This window comes from Amycolatopsis sp. NBC_00348, from assembly GCF_036114655.1.
Taxonomy (GTDB): domain Bacteria; phylum Actinomycetota; class Actinomycetes; order Mycobacteriales; family Pseudonocardiaceae; genus Amycolatopsis.
Genome location: NZ_CP107994.1, coordinates 5,908,430 through 5,928,781, shown reverse-complemented (window position 1 = coordinate 5,928,781; position 20,352 = coordinate 5,908,430). Strand labels below are relative to the sequence as shown.

The window sequence follows — 20,352 nt, the reverse complement described above, 5'->3', positions numbered from 1 at the left end:
CGCGACTTGCCGTGGACCCACCCGGCGGGACGGCGGTGCGGGAGGACATAATGCGATCCGTGACAACGGCAGCTCCCACCATCAGTCAGCGGGTTCACTCGCTGAACCGGCCGAACATGGTCAGTGTCGGCACCATCGTGTGGTTGTCCAGCGAACTGATGTTCTTCGCCGGGCTCTTCGCGATGTTCTTCACCGTCAAGGCGCAGAACTCCACCGGCGCGTGGCCACCACCGCTGCACGGCGAGGAGTTCCACCTCAACGTGACGTACGCGATCCCGTTCACGGTGATCCTCGTGCTGTCCTCGCTGACCTGCCAGTTCGGTGTGTTCGCCGCCGAGCGCGGTGACGTCTACGGGCTGCGCCGCTGGTACATCATCACGTTGATCATGGGCGCGATCTTCGTCGGCGGCCAGGCCAACGAGTACCACAACCTGGTCGAAGAGGGGATGACGATCCCGTCCGGCCCGTTCGGCACGGTCTTCTACCTCGCCACCGGGTTCCACGGCCTGCACGTCATCGGCGGGCTGATCGCCTTCGTGTACCTGCTCATCCGCACGAAGCTGAGCAAGTTCACCCCCGCCCAGGCCACGTCGGCGATCGTCGTGTCCTACTACTGGCACTTCGTCGACATCGTGTGGGTCGGCCTGTTCGGTGTGATCTACCTCCTGCCGTGAGGTCCGCGCCCCCAGCCGCCACCACCTTCTCCATCGGCCTGAACTGACAGCAAGGGTTGCCGCAAGATGACCACCAGCACCAAGTCCTCGGAGCGCGGCTACCGCGCGCGGTCGAAGCTGCGGAGGCGGTTCGCCGGCCTGCTCGCGCTCGGTATCGCGCTGGTGAGCGCCGGCGCCCTGTACGCCGTGTTCGCCCCCGAGCCGCAGACCGCGCAGGCCCAGGGCACGCCGGCGCAGCTGCGCCTCGGCGAGCAGGTCTACAACAACACCTGCATCGCGTGCCACGGCGCGAACCTCGAAGGCGTGCAGGACCGCGGCCCGAGCCTCATCGGCATCGGTGACGCCGCGGTGTACTTCCAGACCTCTTCGGGCCGGATGCCGGCCGCGCGGCAGGAAGCGCAGATCGAGCGCAAGCCGCCGAAGCTGAGCGAGGCCGAGATCGACGCGGTCGGCGCCTTCATCCAGGCGCACGGCGGCGGCGCCCAGCGCCCGGCCGAGAAGGGCGAGGCGCTGCGCGGCAGCGACCCGGCCCGCGGTGGCGAGCTGTTCCGCCTCAACTGCGCCTCGTGCCACAACTTCACCGGCCGCGGCGGCGCGCTGTCGGCGGGCAAGTACGCGCCGAACCTGGACCCGGCGAGCGAAGAGCAGATCTACACCGCCATGCTCACCGGCCCCCAGAACATGCCGAAGTTCTCCGACCGGCAGCTTTCGCCCGAGGAGAAGAAGGACATCGTCGCCTACGTGAAGTCGGTGTCCGACGGCAACAATGACCCGGGCGGTAACGGCCTCGGCGGGGTCGGCCCCGCTTCCGAGGGTGTCATCGCCTTCATCGTCGGGATCGCCGCGCTGATCGGCGTGACGTTGTGGATTGGATCGAAGGCATGAGTGCCGAGGGGCCTAAGCCGCCGACGGAGGCGGAGCTGGCGGAGATGGACCGCGACCAGCTGCTGAAGCTGGGCGGTCAGCTCGACGGCGTCGAGATCGCCGAGTACCCGACCCCGTGGCCCGTGGAGGGCACCCGCGCGGAGAAGCGCGCCGAGCGCCTGGTGGCGTTCTGGTTCGCGCTGTCCGCCGTGGCCGGGCTGGGGTTCGTCGTCTCCTTGATCTGGTGGCCGTGGCAGTACGAGGCGCCGGACAACGAGAGCGGCCACTTCTGGTACAGCCTCTACACCCCGATGCTGGGGCTCACGCTCGGCCTGGCCATCCTCGGCCTGGGCATCGGCGTGATCCTCTACACGAAGAAGTTCGTGCCCGCCGAGGTCTCGGTGCAGGAGCGCCACGACGGTGACGGCAAGGGCTCGACCGAGGTCGACCGCGCCACGATCCTCGCGCACCTGGCCGACGCCGGGAGCCGCAGCACCATCGCCCGCCGGTCGCTGATCAAGCGCTCGGCGATCGCCGGTGCCGGCACGCTGGGCCTCGCGGCCGCCGCGCTGCCGCTCGCGTCCTTCATCAAGAACCCGTGGAAGGACACCGAGGGCCGCGACTCCCTCTGGCACACCGGCTGGCAGCCGAACTTCCCCGGCGAGAAGGTCTACCTGCGCCGCAACACCGGCAAGCCGCTGGAAGAGGGCCAGGAGGCCAGCCTCGTCAAGGCCGAGGACCTCGACGCCGGCGCGATGGAGACGGTGTTCCCGTACCGCGACTCCGAGAAGGACAAGCCGGAGCTGCTGGCCGCCGCGCTGACCCGGGTCGACAACCCGGTCATGCTGATCCGCCTGCGCTCGACCGACGCCGCCAAGGTGGTCAAGCGGTCCGGCCAGGAGGACTTCAACTTCGGCGACCTCTACGCGTACACGAAGATCTGCAGCCACGTCGGCTGCCCGACCTCCCTGTACGAGCAGCGGACCAATCGCATCCTGTGCCCGTGCCACCAGTCGCAGTTCGACGCCCTCCACTACGCCAAGCCGATTTTCGGCCCGGCGACCCGTCCGCTGGCCCAACTACCGATCACGGTGGACGAAGAGGGATACTTGATCGCGCGAGGCGACTTCATCGAGGCCATCGGTCCGGCCTTTTGGGAGCGTAAGTCATGAGTTCACTCACCACGCCGACCAAGGGGTCGAGCGCGATCGAGCGGGCGGTGGGCGACGCCGCGGACAACGCCGATCAGCGCTACCGCCTGGCCAAGGGCCTGCGGCACCAGATGAACAAGGTGTTCCCGACCCACTGGTCGTTCCTGCTGGGCGAGATCGCGCTCTACAGCTTCATCATCCTGCTGCTTACCGGGGTGTACCTGACGTTGTTCTTCGACCCCTCGATGCAGGAGGTCGTCTACCACGGCAGTTTCACGAACATGCAGGGCCTGGAGATGTCGCAGGCGTTCCGCACGACGCTGGACCTTTCGTTCGACGTCCGCGGCGGGTTGTTCATGCGGCAGCTGCACCACTGGGCGGCGTTGATCTTCGTGGCGTCGATGGCGGTGCACATGCTGCGGGTGTTCTTCACCGGCGCGTTCCGCAAGCCGCGTGAGGCCAACTGGGTGATCGGTGGGCTGCTGCTGGTCCTGGGCTGCTTCGAGGGGTTCTTCGGGTATTCGCTGCCGGATGACTTGCTCTCCGGTACGGGTATCCGGGCGACGTTGTCGGGGATCGTGTTGTCGGTGCCGGTGATCGGGACCTGGATCCACTGGGCGTTGTTCGGTGGGGAGTTCCCCGGCGACCAGATCATCCCGCGGCTGTACACGCTGCACATCCTGCTGCTGCCGGGGATCATGCTGGCGCTGGTCGGGGCGCACCTGGCGCTGGTGTGGTATCAGAAGCACACTCAGTTCCCGGGGGTGCGGCGCAAGGAGACCAACGTCGTCGGTGTGCGGATCATGCCGTACTTCGCCCTCAAGGGCGGCGCCTTCTTCACGCTGGTCATCGGCGTGCTGGCGCTGATGTCGGGCCTGTTCCAGATCAACCCGGTGTGGAACTTCGGCCCGTACAACCCGGCGCAGGTTTCGGCGGGGTCCCAGCCGGACTGGTACATGGCCTGGGCCGACGGCATGCTCCGGATCTGGCCCGCGTGGGAGGTCTACCTCGGGAACTACACGATCCCGGCGGTGTTCTTCCCCGGCGCGGTCGGCATGCCGATCCTGATCGGGCTGTTCATCAGCTACCCGTTCATCGAGCGGAAGCTGTCCAAGGACAACGCGTACCACAACCTGCTCCAGCGGCCCCGGGACGTCCCGGTCCGCACGGCGCTGGGCGCGATGGCGCTGGGCTTCTTCATGGTGATCGAGCTGTCGGGCTTCAACGACATCATCGCCGACCAGTTCGACATCTCCCTGAACGCGACGACGTGGGCCGGCCGCATCGGCGTCCTGCTCGTGCCGCCGGTCGCCTACTACCTCACCTACCGGCTCTGCCTGGGCCTGCAGCGGGCCGACCGCGAGGTGCTGGAGCACGGCGTCGAGACGGGCATCATCAAGCGGCTGCCGCACGGTGAGTTCATCGAGATCCACCAGCCGCTCGGCGGCGTCGACAGCCACGGTCACGCGGTGCCGCTCGAGTACCAGGGCGCGTCCGTGCCGAAGAAGATGAACAAGCTGGGTTCGGCGGGGCACGCGGTGCCGGGCACGTTCTGGTCGCCCGACCCGGCCGAGGAGACCACCGCGCTGCAGCGGGCTCACGGCAACGGGCATTCGAACGGCAATGGCAACGGTCATGCGAACGGCAACGGCCACACGCGTGCGGAGATCGAGAGCGCCGAGACGGCGTCGGAGCGCTCCGAGCACTAGACGGTACTGACGCTGAAGGCCACCTTCCGGATCCGGAAGGTGGCCTTCAGTGCGTTCGCAGTCTCGCGACGGTCTTCCCGGCCCGGGAGACGCGGGTCTCGGGCTTCTTGGCCTCGGCGACCCACTTCGTGTATTCCCGCTGGTGGGACGGCGGCAGCGCCGCGAAGAGCGCCGCCGCGTCCGGGGCCGCCGCGAGGGCGTCGGCCAGCTCCCGCGGGACCTCGGTCACTCTTCGGCGCCGATCGAGAAGGCCGACTCGGTGTCGGCGCGGGAGTACGAGCGGAACGCGATGTGCGTGACGGTGTTCAGCACACCCGCCACCTTCCCGATCCGCCCGGGGATCAGCTCGGCCAGGTCCTCGTGCGCGGAAACCTGCACGGTGGCGATGAGGTCGACGTCCCCGGCGCACGAGTAGACCTCGCCGACCCCGTCGAGGTCGGCGATCGCCTGCGCGGCGTCCGGGATCGCGTCCGCTTCTACCTGGATCAACACGATCGCGGTGATCACCTGGGTCCTCCAAGACTCGTCTGCGGGTATCGCCCACGATCCTAGTGAGCCCGGCCGGCCGCGGCCGGTCTGACTCGTCGCCGGGCGGGCCTGGTGGGGCTCGAAGCGGCTGGCTCGGGGGCTGCGGGTGCGGCTCCAGCCGACTCCGAGTGCGCAGGTCGGCGGGCGAGGGCTGGTTCGCCGCTGAGCGCGATGCGCTCGGCCGGAGCCGTGCCCGGCGCGGTCGTGAACGCGGAGTCGCTGCCCGCCTGAGCCACGGCGCTGCCGGTGCCCGAGCGAGGCGGGGGATCGAGGTCCTTCGCGGCCACCCGGCCGGTGATGTTGGGCGCGCTCGCGACCCACCAGACCCCGCCCCTCAGCCGACGTGTTCCAGCGAATGGGCCTCCGTCACCAGGTCCAGCCACCCCCGCCACCCCGCGACCGTCGCCGGTTCGGCCCAGGGGCGGGTCGTGCGGACCAGGCGGACGCCCGGGCGGGCCAGCCACCGCAGCAGCACCCCCACCTCCTCCGGGGGCGCGCCGTGCAGGGGCCCTGGGTCCGGCAGCACCGTCTCCGCCGAGGCCACCAGCGCCTCCACCACCGGCATCGGCGGCACCCCGCGGCGGGCGACGCCCGCCGAGGCCAAGCGGCCGTAGCGGATGACCGACAGTTCCCAGCCGCCCGCGCCGTCCGGGTTCGCCGCTATCAGCTCGCCGATCGAGGCCAGCGCCGCCTGGCGGTGGGCTCGGCCCAGGACGCGGATCAGGCCGGCCAGCTCGTCGCGGTGGCGGGCCGCCTGCTCGTAGTGCTGCGCCTCCGCCAGCCGCTCCAGCTGGGCCGCCGCGGCGCGCAGCGGGGCGCCGTCGAGGCCCGCGATGAGCCCCGACACCGACTCGACCGCCGGGCCGTACTCCTCGACGTTCTGCCGGCCGGCGCACGGCGCACCGCAGCGGCCCAGCTCGGCGAGGACGCACGGGGTCCCGCTCGGCGCCTTCGGCGAGATCCGCTGGGTGCACGTGCGCAGTCCCGACGCGCCGGCCAGGGTGTCCGCCGTCGTGCGGGCGTCGGCCTGGTTGCGGAACGGGCCCAGCACCCCCGGGCGCGGCAGCCGCACCACCGACAGCCGGGGGAACGCCTCGTCCGTCAGGCCGACCCACCAGCCCTGGTGCCGGTTCTTCGACCGCCGGTTGTACGCCGGCCGGTGCGCGCCGATCAGCCGCAGCTCCCGCACCTCGGCCTCCAGCGAGTGCGCGCAGACGACGTGGTCGACGCGCTCGGCCAGCGCGACCATCTCCCGGATCCGGCTGCGCCCCTCCGAGCCGGTGAAGTACGTCCGCACGCGCCGCCGCAGGTCCTTCGCCGTGCCGACGTACAGGACCTCCTCCTTCGGCCCCCGGAACAGGTAGACACCGGGCGCGGCCGGCAGGTCCGCGGCCAGGTGCCGCTTCGCGCGCTGGGCCACGGTGACTTCGGGCAGGTAGCCCATCAGCTCCTCGAGCGAGTGGACGCCCAGGTTGCCGACGCGCTCCAGCAGGCCGTGCAGCACGTCGACGGTGGCGCGGGCGTCGTCCAGCGCCCGGTGCGTCGGCCGGGTCCGGGCCCCGAACAGCAGCGCCAGTGCCGTCAGGTTGTAGCGGCCCACCTCGTCGCGCGGGACGACCCGCCGGGCCAGCCGGACGGTGCACACCACGGTCGCCTTCGGCCAGACATAACCGTGTCCCTCGCAGGCCGCGCGCATGTGGGAGGTGTCGAACCCCGAGTTGTGCGCCACCAGCACCGACCCGCCGATGAACTCCAGGAACGCCGGCAGCACCTCCTCGATCGGCGGCGCGTCGTAGACCATGGCGTGGGTGATGCCCGTGAGCGAGACGATCTGCGGCGGGATCGGCACGCCCGGGTTGACCAGCGTGGCGAACTCGCCCAGCACCTCGCCCGCGCGCACCTTCACCGCGCCGATCTCGGTGATCCCGTTCGGGCCGGGTGCCGCCCCGGTCGTCTCGAGGTCGAACACCACGAACGTGGTGTCCCGCAACGGGGTTCCGAGCTCGTCGAACGCGAGCTGTGCCTGGACCGGACGCATGGCCGGGACCCTAGAGGCCACCCCCGACAATTTTCGGCGACCGGCCGGTCACCGCGGGTTCGCATGGCGTGCGACGCGGGATCCGGGGGCGGGGCCTACCCTGGAGCGATGCACCCGCAGCCGCTCGTGCCGGAGCCGCCCGGGGACCACGCCGGTCCCGCGGGTGTCGCGCCGCGCCCCGAGCCGGCCGACGACGCGGGGGAGCGGCCCGAACCCGCCACCTGGCCCGCCCTGCCGGAGCCGGTCCGCGACCGGATCGCCGAGCTCGCCGCGGCCGCCGTCGCCAAGCTGCCGAACACCGACGTGCCCCGCCAGCTGCGGCCCGTCGCCAAGTTCGCGCCGGCCAAGCGCGCGAAGCTCGGCGGCGCCGCCCTGCTGGCCGCGCTGGGCGAGTCGTCCCAGTTCCGCACCGCCGTCATCGAGTGGCTGCGCGAGCACCGGACCGACGCCCTCGACCCCAACGCCGTCGACTCGGTCGCCGGGGCGGCGGCCGCCGTCCTGCTCGGCGAGTCCGGGGCCGCGGGCCGGGTCCGGCTGGTCGCGAAGAACGCCGAGGAGAACGTCCTGCGCGCGGAGCGGGACGCCGCGCTCGCCCGCGCCCAGCGGCTCGAAGCCGAGCTGACCCTGGTCCGGGCCGAGCTCACCGACGCGAGGCTGGCCGCCGAGAGCGTCCGCGGCGAGCGCGAAGGTGAAGTCGAGAAACTTTTGAAGCGGCTTCGCGAGCAAGGCGTGCAGCTCCGGCAGGCCAAGGACGCGGCGGAATCGGCCTCGGTGGACGCCGAGCGCGGTATTTCGGCGCACGCCGAGCAGGTCGCCGCCCTCACCGCCCAGCTCGCCCGCGAACGCCAGCGCGTCGCCAACGAACGCGCCCGGGCCGAACGCGCCAGCGCCGACGCCGACATCGCCCGGCAGTCGGCCCGCGAAGCGCGCGAAGCCGACGAAGTGCGGCTGGCGCTGCTCGTCGACACGATCGACGGCGCGGCCAACGGCCTGCGCCGCGAACTGGCCCTCGGCGCCCGCGGGGCCCGTCCGGCGGACATGGTCCGCGGCGCCAGCTCCGGCCTCGGCCAGGGCGGCAAGATCGCCGACGTGTCCACGTTGGACCGCTACCTCGCGCTGCCCAACGTGCACCTGATCGTCGACGGCTACAACGTCACCAAGACCGGCTACCCCGAGCTCGCGCTGGCCGACCAGCGCGACCGGCTGATCCACCAGCTCTCCGCGCTGGCCGCGCGCACTTCGGCCGAGGTCACGGTGGTCTTCGACGGCGCCGGCGTGCTGTCGGTCCCGGCTTCGGTGCCACGCGGGGTCCGGGTGCTGTTCTCCGACCGCGGCGTGCTGGCCGACGACGTCATCCGCAACATCGTCCGGGCCGAGCCCGCTGGCCGGCCGATGGTGGTCGCGACGTCCGACCGCGCGGTCGCCGACTCGGTCCGCGGCGGCGGCGCGCACCCGACGCCGTCCGCGGTGCTGGTGAGCCGGCTCAGCCGGGTCTGAGCATTACGCGGGCGCCGGTCCGTTCGAGACAGGCGGTTCACCGTTCGAAGGCGCCTATCGCGCCGGTACTCGATCGCGCGGTCGCGCTCTCGACGGCCGTTCACGGTGCTCGTGAGCCGTCTGAGCGGGGTCCGAGCATTTCGCGCCTTGGACCCCGATCGGGTGAACCGGAGCCGTTCTCGGCGATCTGAGCGCCGGAAACTGTCGGTGGTGCCGCCTAACGTGCGGGGCAGCAGTTCCGACGTGAGGAGGACCACATGACCGGCACCCCCGAGTTGTCCGAAGTGGACGTCTCGCACATTTCCGTTTCCGACATCGAGAACGTCGTGGTGGATTGCGACCGCTGCGTCGTGCGCGGCATCTCCTGCCACGACTGCGTGGTGACCGTCCTGCTCGGCGCGCCACCCGCCGTCGGGTGGGACGCCGACGAGCGCCGCGCGGTGGCGGCGCTGGCCGAAGCGGGGATGGTGCCCCGGCTGCGCATGGTCGAAGGACCGGCTTTGCGCACCGCCTGAGTGACCCGTTTCGTGTCGGCGCGCCGAGTGGTCGATCGGATCAGGTGAACGGTAGGTAGCCGAAATGGCCGGCAAAGAAACCCCAGCGTGTAACGCCCATCACATGTTTTCTCCCCCGCTGGTCCGATGGTGTTTAACGGCGCTACGCAGAGTTTTGGCGCGGGGGGTGGTGGACGCGGTGGCGGTCTTTTCGTAACCTGTCCGAGATCTCGTGGCCCCTGGCCGTCGATGAGACGGCGACGCGAGATCGCCGCCGGACGCAGCTTTGTCGGGAAGCTGGGAACCGGAACCACCATCGCGGGCCTCCCTCTCGGGGGAAAACGCGCGCGATGGACGGGACAACGGCGAAGAGGAACCCCCGACCTCTTCGTGCCCCGGTCCCCCTCGGCGGCCGAGACGCAAAGGAGACCCGCGCGACCGTGCAGTCGCATCCCATCAGGCGCGTGGTGTCAGGTGCCCTCGCAGCGGCTTCGGTGATCACCCTCGTCACCATGGCCCAGCCGACGGCCACCGCCGCCCCCATCCCCGTTCTCCAAGCCCCGCCCACCGGTTCGGACGCGCTCGCCCAGTACCGCGATCTCGCGGCACAGGCCGAGAAGCTGAACGAAGACCTGCTCAAGGCCCAGGACGACCTGAAGGCCAAGCAGGGTGAGCTCGACAAGGCCAGCACCGACGTCAACGCGGCGAAGGGCCAGGCCGAAGCGGCGAGCGCCAACGAGAAGAAGTACCAGACCGAGGTCGACAAGTTCGCCGGCGCGTCGTTCACCAGTGGTGTCCAGCTGAACAAGCTGTCCGCGCTGCTGGCCGGCACGTCGACGCAGGACTTCCTGGACCGCTCGTCGGCCCTCGAGGTCATCGCGACCGACAAGAACGCCGCCATGGGCAACCTCAGCGGCGCCGTCCAGCAGGCCACCGATGCCACGAACAAGGCCACCGACGCCGCGAAGCGGGCGACGGACGCCCGTGACGCCGCGGCGAAGCTGACCTCGGACATCCAGGCCAAGCAGAAGACGCTGAACGACCAGATCGACCAGCTCAAGGCGGCCAACAAGAGCCTGAGCTCGCTCGACAAGGCGGCCCAGCGCGACACGGGCTCCGCGCCTCCGGGGCTCAAGGCCCCGACCGCGGACGCCCAGGCCGCACTGGACGCCGCGCTGAGCAAGCTGGGCAGCGCCTACGTCTGGGGTGCCACCGGGCCGAGCACGTTCGACTGCTCGGGCCTGATGCTCTGGGCCTACAAGCAGGCCGGCATCACCCTGCCCCGGTCCAGCCGGGAGCAGTCCACCTTCGGCGCCGCGGTGCCGCGGGACCAGCTCCAGCCGGGCGACCTGGTGTTCTACTACTCGCCCGTTTCGCACGTCGGCATGTACGTCGGCAACGGCAAGATGGTGCACGCGCCCGACACCGGTGACGTCGTGAAGATCTCGCCGCTGCAGAGCCAGTACGCGGGAGCGCGACGCCCGACGTCGTGACCCACGCAGCACAGCGCAGCATTCGAAGGGGCGGTACCGCACACGCGGTGCCGCCCCTTCGCTGTAGGTGGCGGCCGCTAGCCTCAGGGGCGTGCTCAAGACCCTGCTCGTGACCAACGACTTCCCGCCCCGGCCCGGGGGGATCCAGAACTACCTGAACTCCCTCGCCACCCGGTTGCCGGCGGACGACCTGGTCCTCTACGCGCCGTCGTGGGAGTCGCACACGGGGTCGCACGAGGAGTTCGACGCCGCGGCGCCGTTCGAGGTCGTCCGGCACCCGACGTCGCTGATGCTGCCGACGCCGGACGTGCTGCGCCGGGCGAAGGAGATCATGCGCGCGCGGGACTGCGAAGCCGTCTGGTTCGGCGCCGCCGCGCCGCTGGCCCTGCTGGGGCACTCGCTGCGGCAGGCCGGGGCGCGCCGCGTCGTGGCGTCCACGCACGGGCACGAGGTCGGCTGGTCCATGCTGCCGGGCTCGCGGCAGGCGTTGCGGCGCATCGGGGACACCGTGGACGTCGTCACCTACGTCAGCCGCTACACCCGCGGCCGGTTCGCCGCCGCGTTCGGCGCGATGGCCGGGCTGGAGCTGCTGCCGTCCGGTGTGGACACCGGGATCTACCGGCCGGACCCGGCGGGGCGCGCGGAGATCCGCGCCCGGCACGGCCTCGGCGACCGGCCGACCGTCGTCTGCGTGTCGCGGCTGGTCCCGCGCAAGGGCCAGGACCAGCTGATCCGCGCCCTGCCGAAGCTGAAGGAACGCGTGCCCGGCGCGGCTTTGCTGATCGTCGGCGGCGGCCCGTACCGCAAGCGGCTGACCGAGCTGGTCCGCGAGTGCGGTGTCGAGCGCGACGTCGTCATCACCGGGTCGGTCCCGTGGGCCGAGCTGCCCGCGCACTACGCCGCCGGTGACGTCTTCGCCATGCCGGCCCGCACCCGCGGCCGCGGCCTCGACGTCGAGGGCCTCGGCATCGTCTACCTGGAGGCCTCGGCGACCGGCCTGCCGGTGGTCGCGGGCAACTCCGGCGGCGCGCCCGAGGCGGTCCTGGACGAGGTGACCGGGCACGTCGTCGACGGCCGGGACGTCGGCCAGCTGGGCGAGACCGTCGCCAGCCTGCTCGCGGACCCGGTGCGGGCCCGCCGGATGGGCGAGGCGGGCCGCGCGTGGGTGAGCGAGAACTGGCGCTGGGACGTCATGGCGGACCGCCTGTCGGGCCTACTGGACGGCGACCCGGTGGCCGCCGTCCGCTGACGCTGAAAGCCGTGAAGGCCTCCTTACCGGCCATAAGAGCCGCGAAGGAGGCCTTCACGGCTTTCCGGTGGGCGCGGGGAGGCCGGGAACGTCAGGGCGTGTAGAGGGCCGGGTGGCGGGGGTCGTCGACGCGGACCACGACGTCGGCCAGGGCGCTCGGGTCCGCTTCCTCCTCGTAGCGCTCGTAGGCCGGGACGGCCCACGCGTCCGGCACGCGGCGGCGCAGGGCGGCGGGGGAGAGCCACAGGTGCACGGCCAGGTCGAAGGCCAGGCCCGCGCCGAGCAGCAGCTCGCCGTCGAGGATCACGACGCCGCCTTCGGGCACCGGCACGCGGGCGGCGCGGGTCGCGCGGTCGCGCTCGGTGTCCCACAACGACGGCAGGATCTCGCCGGAACCGGTGCCGGCCAGGGGATCGAGCACTTCGCGGCGCAGCGCGCCGAGGTCGAGCCAGTCGGTGTAGCGGGCGTCGGGGTTCGTGCGGCCGTGCTCGAAGCGCAGCGACGCCGGGCGCAGGAAGTCGCGCGCGGACACGCGCAGGGCCGCACGGCCGCGCAGGCGCAGGGGCTCGACCAGGGCGTCCGCGAGTTCTGTGGTTTCCGTCGCACCGTCCGCGCCGTCGACGGCGACCGCGATCCGGGGGCGCTCGGTGAGCGCGCTGATGCGCTCGGTCAGTTCTTCGGCCAGGACGGCGGGGGAAATCGGGCGGTAGCGCACGGGAAGAGATCCTCCACCCGGACCGGGGACGGTTTTCGTCGTACCCCGGTGGGATGATGCGAGCATGACCTCTTCAGTGAGCTCTTCAGTGGGGAAGACCGCCGATGTCGGTTGGAACATAGGGGTTTCCCGCACCTTGCCGTACTCCGGCGCGGAGGTCTGGGACTTCCTGGTCAGCCGGGAGGGCGTCGCGATCTGGCTCGGCCCCGGCGTCGACCTGCCGCAGGAGCCGGGCGCGGAGTACGAGACCGAAAACGGCACCGTCGGGGAGATCCGCGGCTTCGTCGCGGGCGACCGCGTCCGGCTCACCTGGCGGCCGCAGGACTGGGACCACGACTCCACCGTCCAGGTGCGGCTGAGCGGTTCCGGGGCCAAGACCACGCTGCGGTTCCACCAGGAATGGCTTTCGGGCGCGGAAGAACGCGAAGAACAACGGGCATACTGGCAGGACGTGATCGATCGCGTGGTGGCGGCGCTCGCCGAGCGCTGACGATTCTTGGGGGACGGTATGACGACGGTCGAGGTAGCCGAAGATTTCGCGCAGGACGCGCACTTGTTCGCGGAACTCCTGCGCGCGGGCGGGCCTGCGCGCCTGGTCCGGATGCCGCGGGGCCTGACCTGCTACATCGTCACGGACTTCACGCAGGCCCGCGCGCTGCTGGCCGATTCCCGGCTGCAGAAGGACAACGTGCGCGCGCACGCGCTGTTCGAGGCCAAGCTGCCCGACGAAGTGGCCGCGCAGGGTGGCTTCGGCGAGTCGCTGGGCCACCACATGCTCAACATGGACCCGCCGGACCACTCGCGGCTGCGCAAGCTCGTCAACAAGGCGTTCACGGGCCGCACCGTGGCGCGGCTGCGGCCGCGGATCGAGGAGATCACCGCCGAGCTGCTCGACGCGCTGGCCGGGCGGGAGCGGGCCGACCTGCTGCCCTCCTTCGCCGCGCCGCTGCCGATCACGGTGATCTGCGAGCTGCTCGGCGTCGCGCCGGAGCACCGCACGGAGTTCGCCGACTGGTCCAAGACGCTGCTGAGCGCGTCGGAGCCGGCGGCCGGGCAGGCCGCGGCGCAGAACATGTTCGGCTACCTCACCGGCCTGATCGCTCAGAAGCGCGCCGAGCCGGCCGAGGACCTGCTGTCGGACCTGGTCCACGCGAGCGACGACGGCGACTCGCTGTCCGAGCCCGAACTGGTGTCGATGGCGTTCCTGCTGCTGGTCGCCGGGCACGAGACCACCGTCAACCTGATCGCCAACAGCGTGCTGGCGCTGCTGCGCGAGCCGGCGCAGCTCGCCCTGCTGCGCGAAGACCCGTCGCTGCTGCCGAACGCCGTCGAGGAGTTCCTCCGCTTCGACGGCCCGATCCACCTGGCCACCCTGCGGTTCACCACGGCGCCGGTCGAGGCGGGCGGCGTGACGATCCCGGAGGGCGAGTTCGTGCTGATCTCGCTGCTGGGCGCCAACCGGGACGAGGCGCGGTACGCCGAGCCGGGCAAGCTCGACGTCACGCGCGCCGCGGGCGGCCACCTGGCCTTCGGCCACGGCATCCACTACTGCGTCGGCGCTCCGCTGGCCCGCCTGGAGGCGGAGATCGCCCTCGGCGGCCTGCTGGCGCGGTTCCCGGACATCGAGCTGGACGCGAAGCCGGACGAGCTGGTCTACCGGCCCAGCTCCCTGATCCACGGCCTGGAGTCCCTTCCGGTCCGGCTGCGCTGATTTAATCGGCGGATGGACTCCGCCGACCTGCTCGCCCTGGACGCCCAGCACGTGTGGCACCCGTACGCGCCCATGCCCGCGAAGGTGCCTTCGCTGCTGGTGACCGAGGCGAGCGGGGTGCGGCTCACACTCGCCGACGGCCGGGAGCTGGTCGACGGGATGTCGTCGTGGTGGTCGGCGATCCACGGCTACCGGCACCCGGCCCTCGACGCCGCGCTCGCCGCGCAGGCCGGGCGGATGAGCCACGTGATGTTCGGCGGCCTGACGCACGAGCCGGCGATCACCCTGGCCAAGACCCTGGTCGACCTGACGCCGGACGGGCTCGAGCACGTCTTCCTCTGCGACTCGGGCTCGGTGTCGGTCGAGGTCGCGGCGAAGATGTGCTTGCAGTACCAGCGTTCCCGCGGGCTGCCGGAGAAGCGGCGGCTGCTCACCTGGCGCGGCGGCTACCACGGCGACACGTTCACGCCGATGAGCGTCTGCGACCCCGACGGCGGCATGCACTCGCTGTGGCGCGGGGTGCTGCCCGAGCAGGTCTTCGTGCCGATGCCGCCGCCGGGGTTCGACACCCCGCCGGACCAGTCCTATGTGGACCTGCTCGGCGAGGAGATCGCCCGGCACGCCGGGGAGCTGGCCGCGGTGATCGTCGAGCCGGTGGTGCAGGGGGCCGGCGGGATGCGCTTCCACCACCCCGCCTACCTGCGCGCGCTGCGGGAGCTGACCGAGGCGCACGACGTGCTGCTGATCTTCGACGAGATCGCCACCGGCTTCGGCCGCACCGGCGCGCTGTTCGCCGCCGAGCACGCGGGCGTGACGCCGGACGTGCTGTGCCTCGGCAAGGCGCTGACCGGCGGCTACCTGAGCATGGCCGCGACGCTGTGCACCCCGGACGTCGCCGCCGGCATCTCCCGCGGCGCGCTGCCGGTGCTCGCGCACGGCCCGACGTTCATGGGCAACCCGCTCGCCTCGGCGGTCGCGAACGCGTCGCTGGGGCTGCTGGCGGACGGCGCGTGGAAACGCGACGTCACGAGGGTGGAGAAGGGCCTGCTGGACGGCCTCGCCCCGGCCCGCGACCTCCCGTCGGTGGCAGACGTCCGGGTGCTGGGCGGCATCGGCGTGCTGCAGCTCGACCACCCGGTGGACATGGCGGTGGCCACGGAGGTGGTGACGGCGCGGGGCGCGTGGCTGCGGCCGTTCCGCGACCTGGTGTACGCGATGCCGCCGTACGTCACGAGCGACGCGGACCTCGCGGTGATCACGGGGGCGATGCTGGCGGTGGCGGAGAAGGCGTGATCACCCGCAGGAGACCGCCGGGGCTTGTAAACGCTTGATTTCAGCACATCGGGTGTGACCGCGCGCACAGCGAGACCCGAAGGTCTCTCATCGTCGCTCTGCGTATAAACCCTCGATCTACACCACGCGAACGGCGGAGGCGGCGAGTGTGAAAGGTCGCCGGTGCGGCACCGATCCCGTGCCCAGGTAAACGCGAGAAATGCTTGCATAGCAGACTTTTCGCGTGCTTTCGGCGATCCTGCCCCCATGATCGAGATCGTTCGTGGTGAACACGACACCGGCCCGCCGTCTCCGCTGGAGACCTTCAAGCAGAACCTCAAGCACGACCTTCCCGCCTCGATAGTCGTTTTCCTCGTCGCCGTACCGCTTTCCCTCGGCATCGCGCTCGCCGCCGGGGCTCCCGTGCTCGCCGGACTCGTCTCCGCCGTCGTCGGCGGGCTGGTCGCGAGCGTCTTCGGTGGCTCGCCGCTGCAGGTCAGTGGGCCTTCCGCCGCTCTCACCGTGGTGCTGGCCGACACGATCGCCACCCACGGCTGGCCCGCCACCTGCGCGATCACCGTCGCCGCCGGGCTGCTCCAGATCCTCTTCGGCCTGACCCGCACCGCCCGCGCCGCGCTCGCGGTGTCGCCGGCCATCGTGCACGGCCTGCTCGCCGGCATCGGCGTCACGATCGTGCTCGGCCAGCTGCACGTCGTCCTGGGCGGCACCGCGCAGGGCTCCGCGCTGGCCAACGTCGTCGCGCTGCCGCGGCAGATCGCCGCCCACCACGACCAGGCCGTGCTGATCGGGGTCGTCACCCTCGCCGTGCTGCTGGCCTGGCCGCGGCTGCCCGCCGTCGTCCGCCGGGTGCCCGCGCCGCTGGCCGCCATCGCCCTGGCCACCGGGCTGTCCGTCGCGACCGGCATGACCCTGCCGCGCGTCGACCTGCCCGCCGGCCTGCCGTCCCTGCACCTCGTGCCGCGGCTGCCCGGCGGCGGCTGGGGCGGGTTCGCCCTCGCCGCCGTCACCATCGCGCTGATCGCCGGCCTCGAGAGCCTGCTGTCCGCGGTCTCGGTCGACAAGCGCCGCGGCGGCCCGCGCACCGACCTCGACCGCGAGCTGGTCGGGCAGGGCATGGCGAACGTCGCCGCCGGCGCGCTCGGCGGCTTCCCGGTCACCGGCGTCGTCGTGCGCAGCATGACCAACTACGAGGCCGGCGCGCGCACCCGGATGTCGGCGATGCTGCACTGTGCCTGGATCCTCGCCGCCTGCCTGCTGCTCACCGGCACCCTGCGGCTGATCCCGCTGGCCGCCCTCGCCGCGCTGCTGGTGTACGTCGGGACGAAGCTGGTCAACCCGGCCGCGATCAAGGACGTCCGCCGCCACGGCGACCTCCCGGTGTACGTCGTCACGCTGGCCGGCGCGGTCGCGGTCAACCTCCTCACCGGCGTCGCCGCCGGGATACTGCTGGCCCTCGCGCTGATGCTGCGGCGGATGATCTTCTCCGGCATCCATGTCGAGAAACACGGCGACAGCCACCGCGTCGTCATCGAAGGCGCGCTGACGTTCCTCTCCGTGCCCCGGCTGACCCGGGTGCTCGCCGAGGTGCCCGCGCACGCCGAGGTCACCCTGGAACTGCTCGTCGACTACCTGGACCACGCCGCGTTCGACTGCCTGCGCGGCTGGCAGCAGGCGCACGCCGGGCCGGTGACGGTCGACGAGATCGGCCACCCGTGGTTCGAACGCGGCCGCGCGGGGACGCCGACCGTGCGCCGGGGCCTCGCCGCGCGCGTGGTGCCGCGCTGGCTGGCGCCCTGGTCGGAGTGGCAGGCCGAGCACGTCGCCCTGCCCGTGCAGCGCAGCGCGAGCTCGCTGCTGTGCCGCGGCGCGTCGGAGTTCCAGCGCCGCACCGCGCCGCTGCTGCGCGACACCTGGACCGGGCTCGCGGACGGCCAGGAGCCGCACACCCTGTTCATCACCTGCGGCGACGCGCGGATCGTGCCGAACCTGATCACGACCAGCGGGCCGGGTGACCTGTTCACGGTGCGGAACATCGGCAACCTCGTCCCGCCGGCGGACGGCGGCGCCGACTCCTCGGTCGGCGCGGCGATCGAGTACGCCGTCGGTGTGCTCGGGGTCGCGGAGATCGTGGTCTGCGGGCATTCCGGCTGCGGCGCGATGAAGGCGCTGCTCGGCCAGGCCCCGGCGGGCCTGCACCAGCTCGGCGCCTGGTTGCGCCACGGCGAGCCGACGCTGCTGCGCCGCGGCCGGGAGGCGCCGCTGCTGCTCGGCGGCCGCCGGCCCGCCGCCGAGGCCGACCAGCTCGCGCTGCAGAACGTCGTGCAGCAGCTGGAAACCCTGCGCGGCTACCCGGTGGTGGCCGCGGCGCTGGAGCGCGGCGGCCTCCGGCTGACCGGGATGTACTTCGACGTCGGCGCCGCGCAGGTGTCCCTGCTGGACGACGCGGCCCGCGGCTTCGTCCCGGCGGGCGCCGTCACGTCCTGAGCCGAGCGTGCCCGCGGTGGCCTTCGGTGCGCAGACGTGCCGAAGGCCGCCTCGGGAACCCTTGTGTCGTAAAGGGTTCAACTGTCGGGTGACAGGCACGCGGGGCGTGAACGGCGGGTTAAGCGGACGTCCGATTTGTGTCATTCGGGCAAATTATGGCCAGTCGTTCACTCGATCGAGTGGCGCATAGCGGACATTTCACACGATTTCCGGTTGCATGGCGATCATGAGACCCCTCGCCGTGCTCCGCCACGACCTGCCGGCCTCCCTGGTCGTTTTCCTCGTCGCCGTACCGCTTTCGCTCGGCATCGCGCTCGCCTCGGGCGCGCCGGTCGCCGCCGGCCTGATCGCCGCCGTCGTCGGCGGGGTCGTCGCCGGTGCCCTCGGCGGCTCCGCGCTCCAGGTGAGCGGGCCCGCCGCCGGCCTGACCGTGATCATGGCCGAAACCATCAGCACCTTCGGCTGGGCCGTCACGTGCCTGATCACGGTCGCCGCCGGTGCCCTCCAGATCCTGCTCGGGCTGAGCCGCATCGCGCGCGCCGCGCTGGCCATCTCGCCGGCCATCGTGCACGGCATGCTGGCCGGCATCGGCGTCACGATCGTGCTCGGCCAGCTGCACGTCATCCTCGGCGGCAAGGCCCAGAGCTCGGCCGTGGAGAACGTCGCCGAGCTGCCCGGCCAGATCGTCGCCCACCACGACTCGGCCACCACGATCGGCCTGCTGACCATCGCGATCCTGCTGATCTGGCCACGGCTGCCGAAGGCCGTCCAGCGGGTCCCCGGGCCGTTGGCGGCGATCGCGCTCGCCACCGTGGCGTCGGTCGCCACCGGGATGACGCTGCCGCGCGTCGAACTGCCCGGTGACCTGCTGAACGTCCACCTGGTCCCGCAGCTGCCCGACGGCGGCTGGGGCGGGTTCGCGCTCGCCGTCGTCACCATCGCCCTGATCGCCAGCGTGGAGAGCCTGCTCTCGGCGGTCGCCGTCGACCGCATGCACACCGGCCCGCGCGCCAACCTCGACCGCGAGCTGGTCGGCCAGGGCGCGGCCAACATGGTCTCCGGGGCGCTGGGCGGGCTGCCCGTCACCGGCGTCATCGTCCGCAGCTCCACCAACGTCGCCGCCGGGGCGAAGACCCGTGTGTCGGCGATCCTGCACGGCGTCTGGGTGCTGGTGTTCGTCGTCCTGCTCGCCGGGCTGATCCAGAACATCCCGCTCGCCGCGCTGGCCGGGCTGCTGGTGCACGTCGGCGCGAAGCTGGTCAACCCCGGGCACATGAAGACCGCGCTCAGGCACGGCGACCTGCCCGTCTACCTGCTCACCCTCGCCGGCGTGGTGGTGTTCGACCTGCTCACCGGCGTGCTCGCCGGGATCGGGCTGGCGCTGGTGCTCATGCTGCGTCGCACCGTCTGGTCCGGCATTCACGTCGAGAGCGACGGCGACCGCCACCGCGTCGTCGTCGAGGGCGTCCTGACGTTCCTGTCCGTGCCGCGGCTGTCGAAGGTGCTCGGCGCCATCCCGGCCGGGGTGCCGGTGCGGCTGGAACTGGTCGTCGACTACCTGGACCACGCCGCTTTCGAAAGCCTCACCACCTGGCAGCAGGCGCACGAACGCGCCGGCGGCACGGTGGACGTCGACGAGGTCGGCCACCCCTGGTTCGGCGAGGGCAAGGCCGGCCGGCCGACGCGGTCGCGGTTCGCCGCGAGCCGGGCCGTTCCGCGGTGGCTGGCGCCGTGGTCCGACTGGCAGGCCGTGGAATCCGTCGACATCCCGGCCCAGCAGACCCGCCGCGGCGCCACGGAGTTCCACCGCCGGGCCGCGCCGCTGCTGCGGGACACCCTGTCCGGGCTGGCCGACGGCCAGAAGCCGCGCACGCTGTTCATCACCTGCGGCGACTCGCGGATCGTGCCGAACCTGATCACCACCAGCGGGCCCGGCGACCTGTTCACCATCCGCAACATCGGCAACCTGGTCCCGCCAGGGCAGGCCGACCCGTCGATGAACGCGTCGATCGAGTACGCGGTGGGCGTGCTCGGCGTCGAGGAGATCGTCGTCTGCGGGCACTCCGGCTGCGGGGCGATGGCCGCGCTCGCCGACGGCCCGCCGCCGGGGCCGCTGGAGACGTGGCTGCGCTACGCCGTGCCCAGCGCCCGCCGGTCCGGCCCGGTCACCGTCGACGGCGCCCGCCCGGCTCGCGAGGGTGACCGGCTGGCCCTGCTCAACGTGCTCCAGCAGCTCGACCACCTCCGGGAGTACCCGCAGGTCGCGGCGGCCGAAGCGGCCGGGAAGCTGCAGCTGACCGGGATGTACTTCGACGTCGGCGCCGCCCAGGTGCACCTGCTGGAGGGTGACGCGCGTTCGTTCCGCCTCGCCGGGGCGGTGGTGCCGGAGGCCTGACGCGGACCCCGGCCGCACCGCCCGGGCTGCGCGGACCGGGCGGGGGTCACTAAGTTG

The 20,352-nt window shown here is 72.0% G+C and carries 17 protein-coding genes; 13 read left to right on the top strand and 4 right to left on the bottom strand.

What is annotated here, in order from left to right; all coding sequences use genetic code 11:
• The first annotated feature begins 50 nt into the window (after window positions 1–50).
• The 4 genes from ctaE to qcrB all read left to right on the top strand — a co-directional run bounded on the left by ctaE (window position 51) and on the right by qcrB (window position 4,398).
• Window positions 51–674, top strand: coding sequence for an aa3-type cytochrome oxidase subunit III (gene ctaE, locus OHS58_RS25485; protein WP_247062718.1), 624 nt, complete (start codon window positions 51–53; stop codon window positions 672–674).
• A 66-nt stretch (window positions 675–740) separates the two neighbouring features.
• Window positions 741–1,559: a cytochrome bc1 complex diheme cytochrome c subunit gene (qcrC, locus tag OHS58_RS25480; protein ID WP_326947330.1), complete on the top strand. Its 819-nt coding sequence runs from the start codon at window positions 741–743 to the stop codon at window positions 1,557–1,559.
• Complete coding sequence (gene qcrA / locus OHS58_RS25475) at window positions 1,556–2,710, top strand: cytochrome bc1 complex Rieske iron-sulfur subunit (RefSeq protein WP_326947331.1); 1,155 nt, start codon at window positions 1,556–1,558, stop codon at window positions 2,708–2,710. The genes qcrC and qcrA overlap by 4 nt, the downstream gene beginning before the upstream one ends.
• Window positions 2,707–4,398 carry a cytochrome bc1 complex cytochrome b subunit gene (gene qcrB, locus OHS58_RS25470; RefSeq protein WP_328644236.1) on the top strand — a complete coding sequence of 564 codons (1,692 nt, stop codon included), beginning with the start codon at window positions 2,707–2,709 and terminating at the stop codon, window positions 4,396–4,398. Before qcrA ends, qcrB begins: the two co-directional genes overlap by 4 nt.
• Before the next feature lie 46 nt (window positions 4,399–4,444).
• Here qcrB and OHS58_RS25465 read toward each other — a convergent pair whose 3' ends face one another.
• The 3 genes from OHS58_RS25465 to OHS58_RS25455 form a co-directional block, all read right to left on the bottom strand.
• On the bottom strand, window positions 4,445–4,627 hold the full coding sequence (locus tag OHS58_RS25465; protein WP_328644235.1) for a YdeI/OmpD-associated family protein: 183 nt from the start codon (window positions 4,625–4,627) through the stop codon (window positions 4,445–4,447).
• Complete coding sequence (locus OHS58_RS25460) at window positions 4,624–4,905, bottom strand: Lrp/AsnC family transcriptional regulator (RefSeq protein WP_247062729.1); 282 nt, start codon at window positions 4,903–4,905, stop codon at window positions 4,624–4,626. The genes OHS58_RS25465 and OHS58_RS25460 overlap by 4 nt, the downstream gene beginning before the upstream one ends.
• Window positions 4,906–5,260: 355 nt before the next feature.
• Complete coding sequence (locus OHS58_RS25455; protein ID WP_326955080.1) at window positions 5,261–6,964, bottom strand: DEDD exonuclease domain-containing protein; 1,704 nt, start codon at window positions 6,962–6,964, stop codon at window positions 5,261–5,263.
• 108 nt (window positions 6,965–7,072) lie between these two features.
• Here OHS58_RS25455 and OHS58_RS25450 point away from each other — a divergent pair, with 108 nt between their 5' ends.
• The 4 genes from OHS58_RS25450 to OHS58_RS25435 all read left to right on the top strand — a co-directional run bounded on the left by OHS58_RS25450 (window position 7,073) and on the right by OHS58_RS25435 (window position 11,697).
• Window positions 7,073–8,461 (top strand): NYN domain-containing protein, encoded by a 1,389-nt coding sequence (locus OHS58_RS25450; protein WP_326947335.1) that lies wholly within the window; start codon window positions 7,073–7,075, stop codon window positions 8,459–8,461.
• 257 nt (window positions 8,462–8,718) lie between these two features.
• A complete protein-coding gene (locus OHS58_RS25445; protein WP_247062739.1) occupies window positions 8,719–8,976 on the top strand; it encodes a hypothetical protein in 258 nt (85 codons plus the stop codon).
• A 419-nt stretch (window positions 8,977–9,395) separates the two neighbouring features.
• Window positions 9,396–10,448 (top strand): C40 family peptidase, encoded by a 1,053-nt coding sequence (locus tag OHS58_RS25440; protein WP_326955078.1) that lies wholly within the window; start codon window positions 9,396–9,398, stop codon window positions 10,446–10,448.
• A gap of 91 nt (window positions 10,449–10,539) precedes the next feature.
• Window positions 10,540–11,697, top strand: a complete 1,158-nt coding sequence (locus tag OHS58_RS25435; RefSeq protein WP_328644234.1) for a glycosyltransferase family 4 protein — start codon at window positions 10,540–10,542, stop codon at window positions 11,695–11,697.
• Window positions 11,698–11,788: 91 nt separating this feature from the next.
• On the opposite strand, the gene OHS58_RS25430 is transcribed toward OHS58_RS25435, so the two are convergent.
• Window positions 11,789–12,412, bottom strand: coding sequence for a uridine kinase (locus OHS58_RS25430; protein WP_247062752.1), 624 nt, complete (start codon window positions 12,410–12,412; stop codon window positions 11,789–11,791).
• Window positions 12,413–12,548: 136 nt separating this feature from the next.
• On the opposite strand from OHS58_RS25430, the gene OHS58_RS25425 reads away from it, so the two are divergent.
• The 5 genes from OHS58_RS25425 to OHS58_RS25405 all read left to right on the top strand — a co-directional run bounded on the left by OHS58_RS25425 (window position 12,549) and on the right by OHS58_RS25405 (window position 20,295).
• On the top strand, window positions 12,549–12,902 hold the full coding sequence (locus tag OHS58_RS25425) for an SRPBCC family protein (RefSeq protein ID WP_326947339.1): 354 nt from the start codon (window positions 12,549–12,551) through the stop codon (window positions 12,900–12,902).
• 18 nt (window positions 12,903–12,920) lie between these two features.
• Window positions 12,921–14,123: a cytochrome P450 family protein gene (locus OHS58_RS25420; RefSeq protein ID WP_328644233.1), complete on the top strand. Its 1,203-nt coding sequence runs from the start codon at window positions 12,921–12,923 to the stop codon at window positions 14,121–14,123.
• A gap of 12 nt (window positions 14,124–14,135) precedes the next feature.
• On the top strand, window positions 14,136–15,416 hold the full coding sequence (locus OHS58_RS25415) for an adenosylmethionine--8-amino-7-oxononanoate transaminase (protein WP_328644232.1): 1,281 nt from the start codon (window positions 14,136–14,138) through the stop codon (window positions 15,414–15,416).
• Window positions 15,417–15,662: 246 nt separating this feature from the next.
• On the top strand, window positions 15,663–17,900 hold the full coding sequence (locus OHS58_RS25410) for a bifunctional SulP family inorganic anion transporter/carbonic anhydrase (RefSeq protein ID WP_328644231.1): 2,238 nt from the start codon (window positions 15,663–15,665) through the stop codon (window positions 17,898–17,900).
• A gap of 217 nt (window positions 17,901–18,117) precedes the next feature.
• Window positions 18,118–20,295: a bifunctional SulP family inorganic anion transporter/carbonic anhydrase gene (locus tag OHS58_RS25405; RefSeq protein ID WP_326955074.1), complete on the top strand. Its 2,178-nt coding sequence runs from the start codon at window positions 18,118–18,120 to the stop codon at window positions 20,293–20,295.
• Window positions 20,296–20,352: the final 57 nt, after the last annotated feature.